General features: G+C 64.5%; 17 protein-coding genes and 1 pseudogene. 9 read left to right on the top strand and 9 right to left on the bottom strand.

Annotated features, from left to right (window positions below; genetic code table 11):
* Window positions 1-46: 46 nt before the first annotated feature.
* On the top strand, window positions 47-250 hold the full coding sequence (locus ACFSQT_RS01090; RefSeq protein ID WP_379016632.1) for a hypothetical protein: 204 nt from the start codon (window positions 47-49) through the stop codon (window positions 248-250).
* Window positions 251-327: 77 nt separating this feature from the next.
* The gene (locus ACFSQT_RS01085; protein WP_379016631.1) at window positions 328-1086 is read left to right on the top strand and encodes a TIGR01458 family HAD-type hydrolase; all 759 of its coding nucleotides are present in this window, start codon (window positions 328-330) and stop codon (window positions 1084-1086) included.
* On the opposite strand, the gene ACFSQT_RS01080 is transcribed toward ACFSQT_RS01085, so the two are convergent.
* On the bottom strand, window positions 1070-2053 hold the full coding sequence (locus ACFSQT_RS01080; protein WP_379016630.1) for a GlxA family transcriptional regulator: 984 nt from the start codon (window positions 2051-2053) through the stop codon (window positions 1070-1072). The two genes, ACFSQT_RS01085 and ACFSQT_RS01080, sit on opposite strands and share 17 nt — an antisense overlap.
* Before the next feature lie 133 nt (window positions 2054-2186).
* Here ACFSQT_RS01080 and bcoG point away from each other — a divergent pair, with 133 nt between their 5' ends.
* The 7 genes from bcoG (at window position 2187) to ACFSQT_RS01045 (ending at window position 10117) form a co-directional block, all read left to right on the top strand.
* A complete protein-coding gene (bcoG, locus tag ACFSQT_RS01075; protein WP_379016629.1) occupies window positions 2187-3104 on the top strand; it encodes a 3-dehydrocarnitine:acetyl-CoA trimethylamine transferase BcoG in 918 nt (305 codons plus the stop codon).
* A 100-nt stretch (window positions 3105-3204) separates the two neighbouring features.
* Window positions 3205-3834 (top strand): HD domain-containing protein, encoded by a 630-nt coding sequence (locus ACFSQT_RS01070; RefSeq protein ID WP_379016628.1) that lies wholly within the window; start codon window positions 3205-3207, stop codon window positions 3832-3834.
* Window positions 3831-4934, top strand: coding sequence for a carnitine 3-dehydrogenase (locus ACFSQT_RS01065; protein WP_379016626.1), 1104 nt, complete (start codon window positions 3831-3833; stop codon window positions 4932-4934). Before ACFSQT_RS01070 ends, ACFSQT_RS01065 begins: the two co-directional genes overlap by 4 nt.
* 4 nt (window positions 4935-4938) lie before the next feature.
* Window positions 4939-6102: an acyl-CoA dehydrogenase family protein gene (locus ACFSQT_RS01060; protein WP_379016624.1), complete on the top strand. Its 1164-nt coding sequence runs from the start codon at window positions 4939-4941 to the stop codon at window positions 6100-6102.
* A 3-nt stretch (window positions 6103-6105) separates the two neighbouring features.
* The gene (locus ACFSQT_RS01055; protein ID WP_379016623.1) at window positions 6106-8184 is read left to right on the top strand and encodes an acetate--CoA ligase family protein; all 2079 of its coding nucleotides are present in this window, start codon (window positions 6106-6108) and stop codon (window positions 8182-8184) included.
* Window positions 8177-8959: a carnitinyl-CoA dehydratase gene (locus tag ACFSQT_RS01050; RefSeq protein ID WP_379016622.1), complete on the top strand. Its 783-nt coding sequence runs from the start codon at window positions 8177-8179 to the stop codon at window positions 8957-8959. The genes ACFSQT_RS01055 and ACFSQT_RS01050 overlap by 8 nt, the downstream gene beginning before the upstream one ends.
* Before the next feature lie 222 nt (window positions 8960-9181).
* Window positions 9182-10117, top strand: a complete 936-nt coding sequence (locus ACFSQT_RS01045) for an alpha/beta hydrolase (protein ID WP_379016620.1) — start codon at window positions 9182-9184, stop codon at window positions 10115-10117.
* Between the two features lie 607 nt (window positions 10118-10724).
* Here ACFSQT_RS01045 and dapA read toward each other — a convergent pair.
* From dapA to ACFSQT_RS01005, 8 genes and pseudogenes are all read right to left on the bottom strand, one after another.
* Window positions 10725-11603, bottom strand: a pseudogene (gene dapA / locus ACFSQT_RS01040) (4-hydroxy-tetrahydrodipicolinate synthase); the annotation flags it as partial.
* A 443-nt stretch (window positions 11604-12046) separates the two neighbouring features.
* Window positions 12047-12268: a hypothetical protein gene (locus ACFSQT_RS01035; protein WP_379016619.1), complete on the bottom strand. Its 222-nt coding sequence runs from the start codon at window positions 12266-12268 to the stop codon at window positions 12047-12049.
* A gap of 20 nt (window positions 12269-12288) precedes the next feature.
* Window positions 12289-12480, bottom strand: coding sequence for a hypothetical protein (locus ACFSQT_RS01030; RefSeq protein ID WP_379016617.1), 192 nt, complete (start codon window positions 12478-12480; stop codon window positions 12289-12291).
* Window positions 12481-12676: 196 nt separating this feature from the next.
* Window positions 12677-14335: an FAD-binding dehydrogenase gene (locus tag ACFSQT_RS01025; protein WP_379016616.1), complete on the bottom strand. Its 1659-nt coding sequence runs from the start codon at window positions 14333-14335 to the stop codon at window positions 12677-12679.
* A gap of 80 nt (window positions 14336-14415) precedes the next feature.
* Window positions 14416-15402, bottom strand: coding sequence for a Gfo/Idh/MocA family protein (locus tag ACFSQT_RS01020; RefSeq protein WP_379016615.1), 987 nt, complete (start codon window positions 15400-15402; stop codon window positions 14416-14418).
* Between the two features lie 79 nt (window positions 15403-15481).
* Entirely contained in the window at window positions 15482-16057 is a 576-nt protein-coding gene (locus ACFSQT_RS01015) for a YceI family protein (protein WP_379016613.1), read from the bottom strand.
* Between the two features lie 70 nt (window positions 16058-16127).
* Window positions 16128-16706 (bottom strand): cytochrome b, encoded by a 579-nt coding sequence (locus ACFSQT_RS01010; RefSeq protein WP_379016612.1) that lies wholly within the window; start codon window positions 16704-16706, stop codon window positions 16128-16130.
* A 186-nt stretch (window positions 16707-16892) separates the two neighbouring features.
* Window positions 16893-17783, bottom strand: coding sequence for a LysR family transcriptional regulator (locus ACFSQT_RS01005; protein ID WP_379016611.1), 891 nt, complete (start codon window positions 17781-17783; stop codon window positions 16893-16895).
* Window positions 17784-17802 lie beyond the last annotated feature (19 nt).

Genomic DNA, 17802 nt, shown 5'->3' with positions numbered 1-17802 from the left:
GTATAAGAGTGGCTCGTGGCGGAGAGGAAGAAGGAGGCGAACCGATATGCAGCACGAACGTGAAATCGACGCCCTGCTCTCACCTGGCGAGGCCGGATCGATCATCGACCGGTTGATGGCAATGCCGCATCCGAAGGATGGTGCGCACCGTTCGAACGAATGGGACCGCGCGGTTGCAGCGCGACTTGAAACGGTGCTGGCCAAAAGCATGCGCTCGCGCATCGTCCGCGAAAGCCGTGATGTCGCTTGATGATCCCTGTGGCTGGATGATCCCTGTGGTTTGACGAACGGAGGCTGTTTCGTCATCCTTCACCGATGGTACGCGCAGTGCTTCTGGACCTTTTGGGTGTCGTCTACGATGGCGACACCCCGATAGCGGGCGCTGTCTCGGCAATCGAGCGCCTGCGCAATGCGGGCTTGCCGCTCGGCTTTGTCAGCAACACGACTCGCTCGCCACACAAGGCAATCATCGCGCAACTTGCCGCCTTCGGCGTCAAGGTTGGAGAAGAGGAATTGTCGACGCCGGCGCGTGCCGCCGTCGAATGGCTGCGAGGGCATGGCCGCGCGCCGCTTCTGCTCGTCCATCCCAACCTGGAGCCTGAGTTTTCCGGTCTGGACGGCGCAAATGGGCGAGCCGTCGTCGTCGGAGATGCCGGCGAAGCCTTCGATTATGCCAGGCTCAACCGGGCGTTCCGCGAGTTGGTGGCCGGCGCCGATTTTGTGGCGCTCGCCACCAATCGCACCTTCAAGGATGCAGACGGTCTGCTCAGCCTCGATACGGGCGCCTTCGTTGCCGCCCTCGAATTCGCCAGTGGCCGAAGCCCCGTCGTGCTCGGCAAGCCGTCACCGGATTTCTTTCTTTCGGCGCTTGCCCATATGAACTGCTCGGCGGCCGATGCGGTCATGGTCGGCGACGATGCCGAGAGCGATGTCGCCGGCGCGCTGCGCGCCGGGCTTGGTGCGGCGCTGCTCGTGCGGACAGGCAAGTATCGCCCAAACGACGAAACACGTTTCGATCCGGCCCCGACGGCACTGGTGGATGACCTCGGCGCCGCGACCGACTGGATACTCACCAACCGCGCCTAAGTTTGACTGGCGCCTCGCCAAAGGCTCTCGAAAACGCTCTGGAAAACGCCGCGGCGGACGAAAATCCGGTCCGCCCGGCAATATCAGCCATCGCCACCCGGGTATCGACCACCAGCCGGCGGGCGGCGCCCAGGCGCAGCCTGAGATAATAGGCGCCCGGCGTCTCGCCGATCGACTTGCGGAAGATGCTCTCCAGCGTTCGCGCCGTTACGCCGGCGCGTTTTGCCACCGCCTCGATGGTCAGCGGCTGGTCGACATGCGCCTCCATCAGCCGGATGGCTTGCGCCAGCCGCGGATCATAACCGTCGAGCCGGCCGAGCGAGACCAGCGGCTGTGCGTCGGTGGCGGCGCGCGCCTGGTCGTAGATGAAGACGCTGGCGACATCGAGCGCGACGGCCATGCCAAGGCGGGTGCGAATGAGATGCAGCATCAGGTCAAAGGTCGGCGAGGCACCGCCCGAGGTGAAGACCGGCCCGTCGATGACGTAGCGGTCGGGACGGACGTCGACGCCGGGGAAGGCCGACGAGAAATCCTCCATGTCCTCCCAGTGGGTGGTGGCGCTGCGCCCTTCCAGCAGGCCGGCGCGCGCCACCAGCCAGGTGCCGGCCTCGACGCCGCCGCAGGCGCGTGCTGTCCGCGCGGCGCGCCGCAGACCTGAAAGCAGGGCTGACGTGGCATAATTCTGGGTGCCGAAGCCGGCGACGACGACAAGAACGTCGGTTGGCTCGGCCGCGTCGAAGCGGCCACTGACCGCTACCGGCAGGCCGCAGGTGGTGACCGGAGCCTCGCCGGTCACCGAGACCAGCCTGAAATCGAACAGGATCTCGCCGGCGATGCGGTTGGCGGCACGCAAAGGATCGACGGCCGACGCGACGCACATGATGGACGAGCCGGAAAACACCAGCAGCGTCACCTTGAGCGGCGAGCGCTCGGCGCGAAAGATCGTTGGCTTTTCGCTTTTGATCATGGAAACTTCGTAAAACGCAAAACAGTTTCCGGCAAGTCGGGCATTGTTGGCTGGTTCTTGTGCATGCCGTTATCCCAAAACCGGTTCCCACCTTTGGGCGACATGCATGGCTGATCGAATTGGGAGAGAGACGATGCCGCTTGCGATGAACCGTGAGGTCTTCATTACCTGTGCCGTGACCGGGTCCGGCGGCTCGCAGGAGCGCAGCCCACATGTGCCGCGTTCGCCCAAGCAGATCGCCGATTCGGCCATCGATGCCGCCAAGGCGGGTGCCGCGATCGTGCACTGCCATGTGCGCGACCCCGAAACCGGCAAGCCCAGGCGCGACGTGCATCTCTACCGCGAAGTGACCGAGCGCATCCGCGCGGCGGACGTCGACGTCATCCTGAACCTGACCGCCGGGATGGGTGGCGACATGGTGTTCGGCTCGCCGGAGGCGCCGCTGCCGCTCAACGAAAAAGGCACCGACATGGGCGGCGCCACCAATCGCATGGAACATGTGCGCCAGTGCCTGCCGGAAATCTGCACGCTCGACTGCGGCACCATGAACTTTGCCGAGGCCGACTATGTCATGACCAACACGCCTGGCATGCTGCGCGCCATGGGCGGCATGATGACGGCGCTCGGCGTCAAGCCGGAGATCGAGGCCTTCGACACAGGCCATCTGTGGTTCGCCAAGCAGCTGGTCGAAGAGAAGGTGCTCAATCCTGACGCCCTGGTGCAGCTCTGCATGGGCGTGCCGTGGGGGGCGCCTGACGACCTCAACACCTTCATGGCCATGGTCAACAATGTGCCGTCGACCTGGAACTGGTCGGCCTTCGCCATCGGCCGCAACCAGATGGCCTATGCCGCCGCCGCGGTGCTGGCCGGCGGCAATGTCCGCGTCGGGCTGGAAGACAATCTGTGGCTCGACAAGGGCGTGCTGGCGACCAATGCGCAATTGGTCGAGCGTGCCGCCAGCATCGTCACCAATCTCGGCGCCAGGATCCTTGGACCCGAGGAAGTGCGCAAGAAGCTGAACCTGACCAAACGGGCGCCGATAGCGGCATGAGCATGATCCCGAAAAGTGGGAACGGGTTTTCCCGGACAAACGAAACCGTTTGTCCAGAGATCATGCTCAAACAAAAAGACTAATTCGCTGGAAGGTCGGTATGACTACCGTAAAATTCACCGCGATGAAGGATGGCGACCGGGACGACTACGAGTTCCTGACCGCGCATGAAATCGACTACGCGGCCAGGACCGGCGAGCGGCTGCTCGACGCGCTGGTCCAGCTCGACGAGGGCCTGTCGGGCTACAAGATCACCCGGCTCGGCCATTCGCTGCAGGCGGCGACCCGCGCCTGGCGCGACGGCGCCGACACCGACTGGATCGCCTGCGCGCTGCTGCACGACATTGGCGACATCTACGCACCCTACAATCACGATGAGTACGCCGCTTCGATCCTAAAACCCTTTGTGCGCGAGCAATGCACCTGGGTGGTGGAAAAGCATGGCGACTTCCAGCGGCTCTACTATGCCCATCACCTCGGCGGCAACCGCCATGCCCGCGACCGCTTCGCCGGCCACGCCTATTCCGACGATTGCGATGAGTTCTGCGAACGCTGGGACCAGTCGAGCTTCGACCCCGACTACGACACGCTGCCGATCGAATTCTTCCGGCCCCTCGTGCTCGAAGTCTTTGCCCGCAAGGCCTACGACGCGTCCGTGATCCGCGCCGGCGAGCGCGTGCCCCTCATCGATCCCCCAACCGCCACGATAAGAACCGGAGCCCCAGCATGAGTATCATCAACAAGGCGGCCGCCATCGGCGGCGGCGTCATCGGCGCCGGCTGGGTGGCGCGCCTGCTGCTCAACGGCATCGACGTATCGATCTTCGATCCCGATCCCGAGGCGTCACGCAAGGTCAGCGAAGTGATGAAGGGCGCGCGCCGCGCCTACAAGCAGATGGTGCCCGGCGGCCTGCCGAAAGAGGGCAGACTGACCTTTGCCAAGACCATCGCCGAGGCGGTGGCCGACGCCGATTTCATCCAGGAAAGCGTGCCGGAACGGCTCGATCTCAAGCATCGCGTTCTGGCCGAGATCGATACCCATGCGCCAGCCAACGCCATTGTCGGCTCTTCCACCTCCGGCATCAAGCCGACCGACATGCAGGTGGCGATGAAGAAGCATCCGGAGCGGCTGGTCGTCGGCCATCCGTTCAACCCTGTCTATCTGCTGCCGCTGGTCGAGATCGTCGGCGGCGACCAGACCTTTCCCGAGGCGATCGAGGTCGCCAAGGAGATCTATGCCTCGATCGGCATGAAGCCTGTCGTCATCCGCAAGGAGATCGAAGCCTTCGTCGGCGACCGCCTGCTCGAAGCGGCATGGCGCGAGGCGCTGTGGCTGATCAAGGACGGCATCTGCACGGTCGAGGAACTCGACGACATCATGCGCTATGGCTTCGGCCTGCGCTGGGCGCAGATGGGCATGTTCCAGGTCTATCGCGTCGCCGGCGGCGAGGCCGGCATGCGCCACTTCATGGCGCAGTTCGGTCCGTGCCTTAAGTGGCCGTGGACTAAGCTGATGGATGTGCCGGAGTTCAACGACGAGCTGGTCGACCTGATCGCCACGCAGTCCGACGACCAGGCGCATGGACTGTCGATCCGCGAGCTGGAAAAGATCCGCGACGACAATCTGGTCGCGATCATGGATGCCCTGTCGAAGCAGAACAAGGGCAAGGGCTGGGGTGCCGGCGCCCTGCACAAGGACTATACCAAGCAGCTGGCCAAACTGGCGGCAAGCAAGCCGACGGCCTCCAAGGCGGCCGAGAAGGCCAAGGCGTTGAAACCGGTGAAGAAAGCCGAAAAGCCGAAGAAGAAGACCGGCAAGAAGAAAGGCTGAGAGCATGGATTTCGGGCTGTCGGAGGAACAGAAGCTCATCGTCGAGACGACGCGCGCCTTCGTCGAGAACGAGCTTTACCCGCATGAGCGCGAGGTCGAACGCACCGGCGTGCTGCGCCGCGAGCTGATCGAGGAGATCAAGGCCAAGGCGATCGAGGCCGGGCTCTATGCCGCCAACATGCCGGCCGACGTCGGCGGCGCCGGGCTCGATACGGTGACCTGGCTGCTCTACGAAAAGGAACTCGGCCGCGCCAATTACGCGCTGCACTGGACCTGCGTGGCGCGGCCGTCCAACATCCTCCTGGCCGGCACGCCGGAGCAGCGCGAGAGGTATCTGTTCCCTTGCATCCGTGGCGAGAAATGGGATTGCCTGGCGATGACCGAGCCGGGCGCCGGCTCCGATCTGCGCGGCATGAAGGCGACCGCGGTGCAGGACGGCGACGATTGGGTGCTGAACGGCACCAAGCATTTCATCAGCCATGCCGATCTCGCCGACTTCGCCATCGTCTTCATGGCCTCGGGCGAAGAGGATTCGCCGCGCGGCAAGCGCAAGAAGATCACCGCCTTCTTCGTCGACAAGGGCACCAAGGGCTTTGCCGTACGCGACGGCTATCGCAACGTCTCGCATCGCGGCTACACCAACGCCATCCTCGAATTCGACGATTGCCGGCTTCCCGCAAGCCAGGTGCTCGGCGAGGTCCACAAGGGTTTTGACGTCGCCAACTCCTGGCTGGGGGCCACCCGGCTGCAGGTCGGCGCCACCTGTCTTGGCCGCGCCGAGCGGGCGCTTGGCCATGCCATCGAATATGCCGCGCAGCGCCAGCAGTTCGGCCAGCAGATCGGCAAGTTCCAGGGCGTGTCGTTCAAGCTTGCCGACATGGCGACCGAACTGAAGGCCGCCGACCTGATGGTGTTCGAAGCCGGCTGGAAGTACGATCAGGGCACCGTCACCGACCAGGACATGGCCATGGCCAAGCTGAAGGCTACCGAAATGCTCGCCTTCGTCGCCGACGAAGCGATCCAGATCCATGGCGGCATGGGGCTGATGGACGACCTGCCGCTGGAGCGCATCTGGCGCGACGCCCGCGTCGAGCGCATCTGGGAAGGCACGTCGGAGATTCAGCGCCACATCATTTCGCGGGCGCTGCTGCGTCCGTTTGGAGCCTGATCCATGCATACACTCGAACGCCTTCTGCGACCGAAGTCGATTGCTGTCTTCGGCGGCGCACAGGCTGCCGCCGTCGTCGCGCAGTCGATCAAGATGGGTTTTGCCGGCGAGATCTGGCCGGTGCACCCGACCAAGGACGAGGTCGCCGGGCGCAAGGCCTATCGTTCGGTGGCCAATCTGCCCGGCGCGCCGGACGCCGCGTTTGTCGGCGTCAACAGGCACCTGACCATCGAGGTGGTCAAGGCGCTGGCCGAACGCGGCGCCGGCGGCGCCGTCTGCTTCGCCGCAGGGTTTCTCGAGACCGAGGCCTATGACGACGACGGCGAGCGGCTGCAGGCCGAGCTGGTTGCCGCGGCGGGCCGGATGCCGATCATCGGGCCGAATTGCTATGGCCTGATCAACTATGCCGACGGCGCCCTTTTGTGGCCCGACCAGCATGGCGGCATCAGGCTGGCCGAGGGCGGCAAAGGCGTCGCCATCATCACCCAGTCGTCCAACATCGCCATCAACATGACGATGCAGAAGCGCGGCCTGCCGATCGCCTTCCTGATGACCGCCGGCAACCAGGCGCAGACCGGCCTGTCCGAAATGGCGCTCGGCCTGATCGAGGACGAGCGGGTCACATCGCTCGGCCTGCATATCGAGGCTTTTGACTCGGTAGCCGGCTTCGAGCGATTGGCGGCGCGGGCTCGTGAGCTGAGGAAGCCGATCATCGCCATGAAGGTCGGCCGCTCCGAACAGGCGCGGCAGGCGACAGTCTCGCACACCGCCTCGCTGGCTGGCTCGGACGCGGCCTCGGGTGCCTTCCTGAAGCGGCTTGGCATCGCCCGTGTCGATTCAATTCCCGCCTTCATCGAAGCGCTGAAGCTGCTGCACGTCACCGGACCCTTGCCGGGCTATCGGCTGTCGTCGATGAGCTGCTCGGGCGGCGAAGCGTCCGTCATGGCCGACAGTGCCGAGGGCCGCTGGGTCAATTTCCCCGACCTGACCGGCACCCACCGCGCCCATGTCAAATCGACGCTCGGGCCGCTGGTCGCGGTGGCCAACCCGCTCGACTACCACACCTTCATCTGGAACAACGAGCCGGCGATGACCGCCACCTTCACCGCCATGGTGTCGGGCGGCTTCGACCTCAACATGCTGGTGCTGGACTTCCCGCGCCCCGACCGCTGCTCGGACACCGACTGGTGGGCGACGCTGCGCGCCTTCGAATCGGCGCTGAAGACCAACAAGGCGCAAGGCGCCATCGTCTCCTCGCTGCCGGAGAACCTGCCTGAGGAATATACGGCAGGGCTGATGGCGCGCGGCATGGTGCCGTTGTTCGGCATTTCCGAAGCGATGGATGCCGCCCAGGCGGCAGCCTTCATCGGCTGGGCGTGGCGGGAGCCGCAGGCGCAGCCGATCGACACGTCCGCCTCCGGCGCGCCCGGTGGCGACCACATCACCCCCGACGAGGCCGAGGCGAAAGCGCGGCTGATCAAGGCCGGCCTGCCGGTGCCCAAGGGCGAAAGCGCCGTCAATGCGGTCGAGGCGGTGATCTCGTCGATGGCACTCGGCTTCCCGGTGGCGCTGAAGGCGCTGGGCGTCACCCACAAATCCGAGGTCGGTGCAGTCAGGCTCAACCTGAAGGATGCCGAATCCGTCAGCTCGGCGGCGCACGATCTCTTGCCGCTCGGCTCCGGCCTCTATGTCGAACGCATGGTGCGCGACGGTGTCGCCGAACTCATCGTAGGCTTCACCCGCGATCCGATGTTCGGCGCGGTGATGACGCTGGGCACTGGCGGCGTGCTGGTCGAGCTGTTGCGCGACAGCGTCACGCTGATGCTGCCGGCAACTCGCGACGACATCGAGGCGGCGTTGCGCGGCCTCAAACTGTTCCCGTTGCTCGAAGGCTATCGCGGCCGGCCGAGGGCCGATGTTTCGGCGGCCATCGACGCCATCTCGGGCATTGCCGCCTTCGTGCAACAGAATGCCGGCGAGATCGAGGAGCTCGACATCAACCCGCTGATCGTCTGCACCGAGGGCAAGGGTGCCTGGATCGCCGACGCGCTGCTGGTGCTGGGAGACAAGAAGGATGCCTGACGTCATCTCGACCCGCAGCGAGGGCACGATCCTCGAGGTCACGCTCGACCGGCCCAAGGCCAACGCCATCGACCTCAAGACCTCGCGGCTGATGGGCGAGACGTTCAAGGCGTTCCGCGACGATCCGAGCCTACGTGTGGCCATCGTCAAGACGGCCGGCGACAAGTTCTTCTGCGCCGGCTGGGACCTCAAGGCGGCGGCCGGCGGCGATGCGGTCGACGGCGACTACGGCGTCGGCGGCTTCGCCGGGCTGCAGGAACTGCGCGACCTCAACAAGCCGGTCATCGCCTGCGTCAACGGCATGGCGGTGGGCGGCGGCTTCGAGCTGGCGCTGTCCTGCGACCTCATCTACGCCTCCGATCATTCCTCCTTCGCGCTGCCCGAGATCCGTGCCGGCACACTGGCCGATGCGGCGACGATCAAATTGCCGAAGCGCATCCCCTATCATGTCGCCATGGACCTGTTGCTCACCGGCCGCTGGATGGATGTTGCCGAAGCGCATCGCTGGGGCCTGGTCAACGAGGTGTTGCCCAAGGAGAAGCTCGAGGACCGCGTCTGGGAGATCGCCCGGCTGCTCGCCAGCGGCCCGCCGCTGGTGTTTGCCGCGATCAAGGAGACCGCGCGCGTGGCCGAGGCGCTCACCTTCCAGGACGCCATGAACAAGGTGACGCGCCGCCAGTTGCCGACCGTCGATGCGCTTTATGGCTCCGAGGACAATATGGAAGGTTTTCGCGCCTTCGGCGAGAAGCGCGATCCGGTGTGGAAGGGGAAGTGAAGGGTTTACCGACGTGATGGCGTTCCTTCCCACCCCCCTCTGTCCTGCCGGACATCTCCCCCGCAAGGGGGGAGATTGGATGTCATTTCCGCTTTCGCCAATTGTCGATGCTGCAAGAAGAGCGCCGCGGGTGGAGCCGCCGATCTCCCCCCTTGCGGGGGAGATGGCCGGCAGGCCAGAGGGGGGTGCCTGGGCTCAACCTTCGCACCCCTTGCCACGCCCATGACCGACTACAAAACCCTCACCGACGCCGAGACCTGGGCCTTCATCGAGCGGACCAATTCCTATTATCCGCCCGATGCGATCGACTACACGATCGCGCAGCAGCGCCAGACTTACGACCGGATGTGCCGCGAATTCTTTGCCGGCTATCCCGATGGCGTTGCGGTCGAAACCTCTGCCATTGCCACGCCCACGCACGACATCCCGATCCGCATCTACAGAAGCGCACAAGCAGCAGTGACTGTGCTCTATGTCCATGGCGGCGGTTTTATCCTCGGCGGCCTCGACAGCCATGACGATGTCTGTGCCGAACTCTGCGCCCGCACCGGTTATGAGGTGGTTTCTGTCGACTACCGGCTGGCGCCGGAACACCTGCATCCGGCGGCCTTCGACGACGTGAAGAGTGCTTTCAAATGGGCCGCCGCTACCCGCTCACACCCTGTCGTGCTTTGCGGCGACAGCGCCGGCGGCAATCTCTGCGCCGCCGTCAGCCATGCGACGCGCGGCCACGCGAAAAGGCCGGTCGGCCAGGTGCTGATCTGTCCCGGCCTCGGCGGCGACCGCTCGAAGGGATCCTATCTCAGGCATGCCGAGCCGCCGATGCTGACCATGCGCGATCTCGAATTCTACAAGCACATCCGCACCGGCGGGCAGGACCGCAACGGCGATCCGACGCTGGCTCCGCTTGCCGACACCGACTTCTCCAACCTGCCACCGACGGTGCTGATCACCGCGGAGTGCGACCCGCTGTCATCCGACGGCGAGGCCTATCGCGACCGCATCGTCGCAGCGGGCGGGCGCGCCACCTGGTTCGAGGAACCAGGCCTGGTGCACGGCTATCTCAGGGCACGGAATACGGTCGGCCGCGCCCGCGCGAGCTTCACCCGGATCACTGAGGCGGTAGCAGCCTTGGGAAGGGGCGAATGGATCCCGTGAGCGCCGTCATCCATATGCGGCGTATATAATTCAGGCCAAAACCTGCTCTCGAATTCCTATGCGGCCCGCGACTATGTAATTCCCAGCCGCCTGACTGGCGGCCGGAACGACGGATTGGCTTCAAACATGAGATCACATTCAGTCTGGCTGACCTCCAGGGTCAGCCGCAGGGTGCCGACGGAATATTTTGTCCTGGCAAACCTCAGAGAACAGGGCGCGATCATCGGCCGGCTGGCCGGCCATCCGATCGCCGATACGGTCGTCGATGCGAGCGGATCCCGATATCGCTATGTCGGCGTTGCAACGCGCGACGCCAATGGACGATTCGATGTCGAAGCGCTCTGGACTGGCGAATGGATCGTCCAGCCGGGCCTGGTCTATGCCGCCGACGGCAAGGCCGCTCCGTCAAAGCCGCTGCTGCGCGGGCGCGGCCGCAATCCGCCCTGATTGCACTGGAGCGGTTCACCGTTTCACGGAAACGGCAAGGCCGCTCCGTCTCTCTGTTCTGACGCAATTCCCAAGGGAAAGCGCTACGCGCCTTTCCCGGGAAAACCGTTTCACACTTTTCCTGGAATTGCTTTTGGCCGGATCCACCCTCGTTCAGGGCCACCATCGCCTCTCGAATTGCCGTCACGGTTTCAGGACGGGCAGGCGTCATTGGCAAGCGGACGTCCGGTCTCAGCCCCAGCGCCAGATGCAGGGCGTATTTGACCGGTATCGGATTGCTCTCCAGCTCAAGTGCGGCGATCAGCGGCAGCAAGCGATGATGGATGGCCCGGGCGGTGTGGTGGTCGCCTTGCCGGCATGCATCATGCATCTCGACGCACAGTCGAGGCGCGACGTTGGAGACCACGGAGATCGTTCCTCGCCCGCCCATGGTGTTGAAGCCGAACGATGTCGCGTCGTGGCCGGCCAGACAGATGAAGCGACGCCTGAGCACCGCGGGAAGCGATGACAGGCGATTCACATCGCCGGTGGCGTCCTTGATGCCGACGATGGTTGGAATCTGCGCCAGGCGCTCGACCGTCTCCAACGACAGGTCGACGCCGGTTCGCGCCGGGACGTTGTAGACGATGATCGGTATCTTGACCTTGCTGGCGACGGCTTCGAAGTGGCGGAAAATCCCCTCCTGGCTCGGCCTGTTGTAGTACGGCGTCACGATCAGGGCAGCGTCGGCGCCGAAAGCTTCGGCGGCTGTCGAAAGGGCAATCGTCGTCTCGGTGCTGTTCGTCCCGGTGCCGGCGATGACCGGCACCCTGCCCTCGGCGATTTTCACGCAGAGCGCGATGATGTCGAGGCGCTCCTCCCACGATAGGGTCGGGGACTCACCGGTGGTGCCGCACGGCACCAGCCCGTTGATCCCTTGCTCGATCTGCCAACGCAACAGCGTGGTCAGCTGTTTCAGATCGACCTCGCCGTCGGTGAATGGCGTTGCCAGTGCGGTCATCGCTCCGGTCAGGCGCGTTCGTGCTTGTTCTGACGTCATGGGAATCAAATTCTCCTTGGTGATTGTTTGGTACGATGCCTGTTCGAGATGCGAGGCAAGCAAGGCCGAGAGCACCGCGGCAGCCAGGTCGATGTGGTCAGCTTCGAATTTGCCGGACTTGCCCGGCGTTCCTTCAGGCATGGCTTGAATGCCGCAAAGCCAACGCTCGCCGATCCTGCCGATCGATGACACCGAACGCTCCGGCTTCGACAGGGCGACGAGCAGGAGGACGGCGTCGAGCGTGGCGCCGGCCTCGACCAGGCCGGCAAACCGGCGGCCTTGCCGGGATGATCTGTCCAGCGACAGAGCGTAGGCGGCTTCCCACAGCTGGTGTTCGAGCAGCCTGCCGACATGCGGCAGGCGATCAAGCAACCCTGTCAGGTCGGCAGTGCTGGAAGTGTCCATGGTCAGATTTCCGCAAGATGATGCGGCCGGAAACAGGATCAATTGAACAGGGAAAGGCGGATGCTCGCCGGCGCGAAGCGTATCGCGCCGGCCCGATGACCGCTTTCCATCGTGGCAAAACGGACAGCGGAACTCCTGTCGGCAAAAACCCCGCCGGTCAGGCCTTCCTCGTCACGCGCAATCCAGTAACCTTCGCCGTCGCGTCCGACCACGAAGCGGTGAAGCGCGTTTCCGTCAGGGGGAATATGAGAACGTTGCATCTTGATCTCCTGCCTTGCGATCAGGAGAGCTGGGCAGCGACAGCGGCGGCGGCCAGCAAGGCGCCAACGACCAGAAGCCACCACGTCGGCGTGAAGGGAGCGACCAGGCTGGCCGGCCGACGATTGTTGTTGGCAGCACGCCTGATTTGTTCGAGCTGCGACGCCGGCAGCGGACGATGGGTGGGCAGATAGAGCCCGTCTGAAAGGAACATCGAAGACTTCTTTCTTTCTTAACTGTCGCCACGAGGTGGTGACTGCCTGCAGCGGCTCAGGACCGGCTGCACTCAGAAAGATAAAAGCATCCGCATTTCGAGGCGGCCCAAAACTGAAAAATATAAAAAAGTCATATGTTTATCGCCGGGGCGCATGTGGGGCCCACGCAGGAAACCAGACCGAGATGGCGCTGTCTCACGCCACCGCGGCGGCCGCCGCTCGGCCGGCGCTGCGGCCAGAAAAGATGCAGCCGCCGAGGAACGTGCCTTCGAGCGCCGCATAGCCATGCACGCCGCCGCCGCCGAAACCGGCAGCTTCGCCGACGGCAAAAAGCCCCGCCACCGGCTGGCCATCCGCACCCAGCACGCGGCTGTCGAGATCGGTCTGCAGGCCGCCCAGCGTCTTGCGGGTCAGGATGTTGAGGCGCACCGCAATCAGCGGGCCATTCGCGGGATCGAGCATCTTGTGCGGCTTTGCCGTGCGGATCAGCCTGTCACCGAGATAGGCGCGGGCACCGCGCAGCGCCGTGACCTGCATGTCCTTGGAGAACGGATTGTCGAGCTGCCGGTCGCGGGCACGGATCTCGCGTTCGACTTGGCCGAGCTCGAGCAACGGCTCGCCGCCGGCCAGTTTGTTCATGCGGGCGACCAACGCCGGCAGCTCGACCTCGACGATGAAATCCTCACCCTTCTCCATGAAGGCTTTCACCGGTCCTGGAATGCCCGATGTGGCGCGGCCGAGCACCTGGCGCCAGCTCTTGCCGGTCAGGTCGGGGTTTTGCTCGGAACCCGACAGCGCGAACTCCTTCTGGATGATCTTCTTGGTCAGGATGAACCAGGAATAATCGAAGCCGGTGCTCATGATGTGGCTGAGCGTGCCCAGCGTGTCGAAGCCGGGATAGAGCGGCACCGGCAGCCGTTTGCCCCTGGCATCGAGCCACAGCGATGACGGGCCGGGCAGGATGCGGATCGCATGGTCGGTCCAGATCGGCGCCCAGTTCTTGATGCCCTCGACATAGTGCCACATGCGGTCGCGGTTGATGATTGAGCCGCCAGCCGCTTCTGATATCGCCAGCATGCGGCCGTCGACATGGTCGGGCACGCCGGTGATCATGCGCTTCGGTGCCGCGCCGAGCCGCCGCGGCCAGTTTTCCCGGACAAGCTGATGGTTGGCGCCAATGCCGCCGGAGGCGACGATCACCGCTTGCGCGTGAAGCTCGAAATCGCCTGATATGTCGCGTGAACTCTTGTGGCCGCGCTCGACCGGGCTCGGCTGCAGGATGTCGCCACGCACGCCGTCGACGGTGGCACCCGTGCGGGTCAATTCGTTGACCTGGTGGCGGAATTTGAAGCGGATCAATCCGCTTTTCTCGGCTTCGCGGACGCGCTGGACGAAGGGTTCAAGCACGCCGGGCCCGGTGCCCCAGGTGACGTGGAAGCGCGGCACCGAATTGCCGTGGCCGATGGCATTGCCGCCACCGCGCTCGGCCCAACCGACCACGGGGAAGAATTTCAGGCCGCGCTGCATCAGCCACGAGCGTTTCTCGCCGGCAGCGAAGCCGACATACGCTTCAGCCCAGCGGCGCGGCCACAGATCCTCCGGGCGGTCGAAAGCGGCGGTGCCCAGCCAGTCCTCGAGCGCCAGATCATGCGAATCGCGGATGCGCATGCGCCGCTGCTCGGGCGAATCGACGAGGAAAAGGCCGCCGAACGACCAGAACGCCTGGCCGCCGAGCGACTGTTCCGGCTCCTGGTCGACGATGATGATTTTCTTGCCGGCCTCGGCAAGCTCGGCGGCGGCAACCAGCCCGGCGAGGCCGGCGCCGACAATGATCACATCCGCGTCGTCAGCCATCTTTTCTCCCAATTAGCCGGCTAAATCAACTTCAGGCAAAACGTGAAAAAACTTTCCCTCCGGAATGCATCAAGCAAGGGTCAGACGGCCTCCCAGCCGTCCTTGCCGCCGGCGCGGAAGATGGCGTCGATGACCTTCTGGTTGAGCACCGATTCCTCCAGCGTGAACACACGCTCCTCGCCGCCCTGTGCGGCCCGCGCGAAGGTCTCGACTTCCCGCCGGTACTGCTGGGTGCCGGGAAAGCGGAAGACCTGCGCCTCCGTGTGGCTCTGGTTGTGCAGTTCGACGCGGTGGTGGTCGTAGAGCCCTGCATTGAAGGGCGAGAACACCTCGATGAAACCCTTCTCGCCGTGGAAGACCATGACCTGGCGGGCCGCCATCTGCGTCGACAGGTAGAAGGACAGTTCGAAATCGCCGAAATCGGCACGGATCGAGGAATAGATGTCGGTGCCGAATGTCTTGTCGCGCTCGATCGTCGCCTGCACCCGCAGCGGCTCCTTGCCGGTGGAAAAGCGCGTCGACACCGTCGGGTAGACGCCGATATCGGGCAACGCGCCACCGCCGAGATCGAGCTGGTTGCGCATGTTGCTGGGGTCGACGTTGTAGTAGGAGAACGCGCCCTGCACATGGCGCAGCCGGCCGATGGCGCCGCTGGCGATCAGGTCGCGCACCTTGATCCATTGCGGGTGGTAGATGACCATGAAGGCTTCGCAGACCAGCACTTTCTTGGCATCACGCAGCTTGATCAGCGGGAGAATGTCCTTGGCGTCGAGCGCCAGCGGCTTTTCGACCAGCACATGCTTGCCGGCCTCGATGGCCTTGGCTGTCCATTCGACGTGTTGGGAGGTCGGTAGCGGGATGTAGACGCCGTCGATCTCACTGGAGGCGAGCAGGTCCTCGTAGGAACCGAAAGCGTGGCGCGCGCCGAAGCGTTCGGCCAGTGCCTTGGCCTTCGACAGGTCGCGGCTGGCGATCGCCGCCAGAACGCCGTTCTCCGCCTCGACCATTGCCGGCAACAACTGCTCGCGGCCGATCTTGGCCGTCGACAAAACACCCCATCGGAACATCAGGCTTCTCCCTATCGACTACAGGCGACGAGGTTTGCCCGAAATCTCGGGAAAAGCCAATGCGGGTGCTGAGTTCCGCTCAGCCCCTTTTGCCGGTCAGCGTCATGTCGAAGTCGACGATATTCGAATAGATCGGCGTGCCGACATCCATGCCGTAACGTGACCTGAGCACCTGGCCGGTGACATGGAATTTGATCGTGCCTGCCTTCAGCCCGCCAAGCTCGGCTGTGAACTTCTCCGGGAACGTCTTGCCGCGCGCCGTCAGCCGGCCGCTGACGAGAGCCGTGGTGTCGCTGGTGCGGGTCACGCTGGTCGAGCGGAACTGGATCTCCGGGCTGTTGGCGGCGTCGAACACCGCGTCGGAGCGCAGGAAGGAATCGATGCGGCCCTGGCCGGTGCCGACGCTTTCGGGAAAGATGGTGAAATTGACCTGCGAGCGGGCGACGTCGGTGTTGTCGATGCGGATCGAGCCCTTGAAGCGGGCGAAGGCGCCATTGAGGCCGCCGCCACCGACCTTGCCGATGGAAAAGCGGATGCTGGAGCCGGCCGGGCTGATCCCATAGCTGCCGGCGGCGTCACCAAGCTCGACGGCCGCTGAAACCGGCATGGCAAGGCAAACGGCGACCGCCGCAAATCCGAGGATGCGCATATACATGGGGTTATTCCTTGTTGTAGGCAGCGCATTTCCTGCGCGCCTCACCCCATGAACGAATGATCCGGCCGCTCTATTCCGCACCATCGTCTGACGAAGGCGTGATCATGCGCGTGAGCACGGCATCCCTGAGCTGGAAATGGTGACGCAGCGCCGCCGCGACATGCAGCACAACCAGCATCATGCCGGCATAGGCGAGATACCAATGCGCCGCCGCCCAGAAGCTTTCGGCCGCATCCGATTCGGCCAGCGGCAGGTTCGGCATGAGGAAAAGATTGAACGGCAGGCTGGGGATCTCCAGCATCGACACCGACACCAGCGCCCAGCCGGACAAAGGCAGGGCCAATTGGAACGCGTAGAGCGCAAGGTGAGCGAGCGGCGCGGCCCGCCGCTCCAAGGTTCCGACCGATCGCGGCAGCGCCGGCCAGACATTGCCGAGGCGCCAGCCGATGCGCAGGATCACCAGTCCGAGCAGCAGAAAGCCGAAGGATTTGTGCAGCTGGATCAGTTCGAAGGCGGTGCGCTGGCTGGTCAGCCGCACCATGATGAAGCCGAGCCCGAACTGGCCGATGAAGATCAGCGCAATCAGCCAGTGAAGAATGATCGCCCCCCAACCGTAGCGGGTCGTGCTGTTTGTGATGGATGCCTGCATGGAACGTGAACGATGGGTGGGGCGGGTTTCTTCCAGCGTTCTTCACCCTCCCCCTTGTGGGAGGGTCGGCTCGCAGTCGGAGCGAAGCGGAGATTGCGAGACGGGGTGGGGGTGCGCCCTACGAGTACCCCCACCCCGCTCCGCTTCACGGATCGACCCTCCCCACAAGGGGAGGGTGGTCGCGCTTCATCCGCTCACCTTGAAGAAATCGACGAAGGCCCTGAGTGCCGGCCGCATCTGGCGGCGGCTGGGATAGTAGACGAAGAAACCGTCGAAGGGCGGACACCAGTCCTTCAGCACGCGGATCAGCCGGCCGTCGGCGAGCGGCGTGCGGACATAATCCTCGAAGACGAAGGCGAGCCCGGTGCCGTCGACCGCCGCTTGCGCGATCAGATGGTCCTCGTCGAGGATCAGCGGCCCCTGCGCGGCGATCTCGATTTCCTCGCCGCCCTTCGCGAATTCCCAGCGGTAGAGAACGCCGCTGGAGAAGCGGAAGCGGATGCAGCGATGATCGGCAAGGTCGCGCGGATGATGCGGTCTCGGCATGGCCGCGAAATAGGATGGCGCGCCAACCACTGCGCCGCGAATGTCCGGCCCGATACGCACCGCGATCATGTCGCGCTGCAGGCTCTCGCCAAGCCGCACGCCGGCATCGAAACCGCCTTCCACCACATCGGTGAAGCGGTCCTCGATGACAATCTCCAGGACGATGTCGGGATAGGCCGCCGCGAACGCACCGAGCCGTGGCGTCAACACCAGATGGGCGGCGGTGCGCGGCACGCTGAGCCGGAGATTGCCGGCCGGCCGGTCGCGCGACTCGACCGCCGTCTCCAGAGCCAGGTCGATTTCCGATAAAGCCGGATGCAATCGCTCCAGCAGCTGCGCGCCTTCTTCCGTCGGCGCGACGCTGCGGGTGCTGCGCGCCAAGAGCCGCACGCCGAGCCGCGCCTCCAGGCTGGATACCGCATGGCTGACCGCCGACGGCGCAATGGCCAATTCCCTGGCAGCGCCGCGAAAACTGCCGCATTGGGCAACGGTTGCCAGCACGGCAAGCTGTGAAAGATGTGCTCGGTTCATTGATCTATTTCTTGGAACA

Source organism: Mesorhizobium calcicola (assembly GCF_042682105.1).
GTDB lineage: Bacteria > Pseudomonadota > Alphaproteobacteria > Rhizobiales > Rhizobiaceae > Mesorhizobium > Mesorhizobium calcicola.
The sequence above is the reverse complement of the archived record's forward strand: the minus strand, read 5'-3'. Positions and strand labels throughout refer to the sequence as shown.

Coding starts and splice junctions, on each gene's coding strand:
- ACFSQT_RS01050 (WP_379016622.1), top strand. CDS start 8,177: ATGCCTGACGTCATCTCGACCCGCAGCGAGGGCACGATCCTCGAGGTC.
- ACFSQT_RS01010 (WP_379016612.1), bottom strand. CDS start 16,706: ATGCAGGCATCCATCACAAACAGCACGACCCGCTACGGTTGGGGGGCG.
- ACFSQT_RS01080 (WP_379016630.1), bottom strand. CDS start 2,053: ATGATCAAAAGCGAAAAGCCAACGATCTTTCGCGCCGAGCGCTCGCCG.
- ACFSQT_RS01045 (WP_379016620.1), top strand. CDS start 9,182: ATGACCGACTACAAAACCCTCACCGACGCCGAGACCTGGGCCTTCATC.
- ACFSQT_RS01020 (WP_379016615.1), bottom strand. CDS start 15,402: ATGTTCCGATGGGGTGTTTTGTCGACGGCCAAGATCGGCCGCGAGCAG.
- ACFSQT_RS01060 (WP_379016624.1), top strand. CDS start 4,939: ATGGATTTCGGGCTGTCGGAGGAACAGAAGCTCATCGTCGAGACGACG.
- ACFSQT_RS01070 (WP_379016628.1), top strand. CDS start 3,205: ATGACTACCGTAAAATTCACCGCGATGAAGGATGGCGACCGGGACGAC.
- ACFSQT_RS01015 (WP_379016613.1), bottom strand. CDS start 16,057: ATGTATATGCGCATCCTCGGATTTGCGGCGGTCGCCGTTTGCCTTGCC.
- ACFSQT_RS01055 (WP_379016623.1), top strand. CDS start 6,106: ATGCATACACTCGAACGCCTTCTGCGACCGAAGTCGATTGCTGTCTTC.
- ACFSQT_RS01030 (WP_379016617.1), bottom strand. CDS start 12,480: ATGTTCCTTTCAGACGGGCTCTATCTGCCCACCCATCGTCCGCTGCCG.
- ACFSQT_RS01025 (WP_379016616.1), bottom strand. CDS start 14,335: ATGGCTGACGACGCGGATGTGATCATTGTCGGCGCCGGCCTCGCCGGG.
- bcoG (WP_379016629.1), top strand. CDS start 2,187: ATGCCGCTTGCGATGAACCGTGAGGTCTTCATTACCTGTGCCGTGACC.
- ACFSQT_RS01090 (WP_379016632.1), top strand. CDS start 47: ATGCAGCACGAACGTGAAATCGACGCCCTGCTCTCACCTGGCGAGGCC.
- ACFSQT_RS01005 (WP_379016611.1), bottom strand. CDS start 17,783: ATGAACCGAGCACATCTTTCACAGCTTGCCGTGCTGGCAACCGTTGCC.
- ACFSQT_RS01065 (WP_379016626.1), top strand. CDS start 3,831: ATGAGTATCATCAACAAGGCGGCCGCCATCGGCGGCGGCGTCATCGGC.
- ACFSQT_RS01035 (WP_379016619.1), bottom strand. CDS start 12,268: ATGCAACGTTCTCATATTCCCCCTGACGGAAACGCGCTTCACCGCTTC.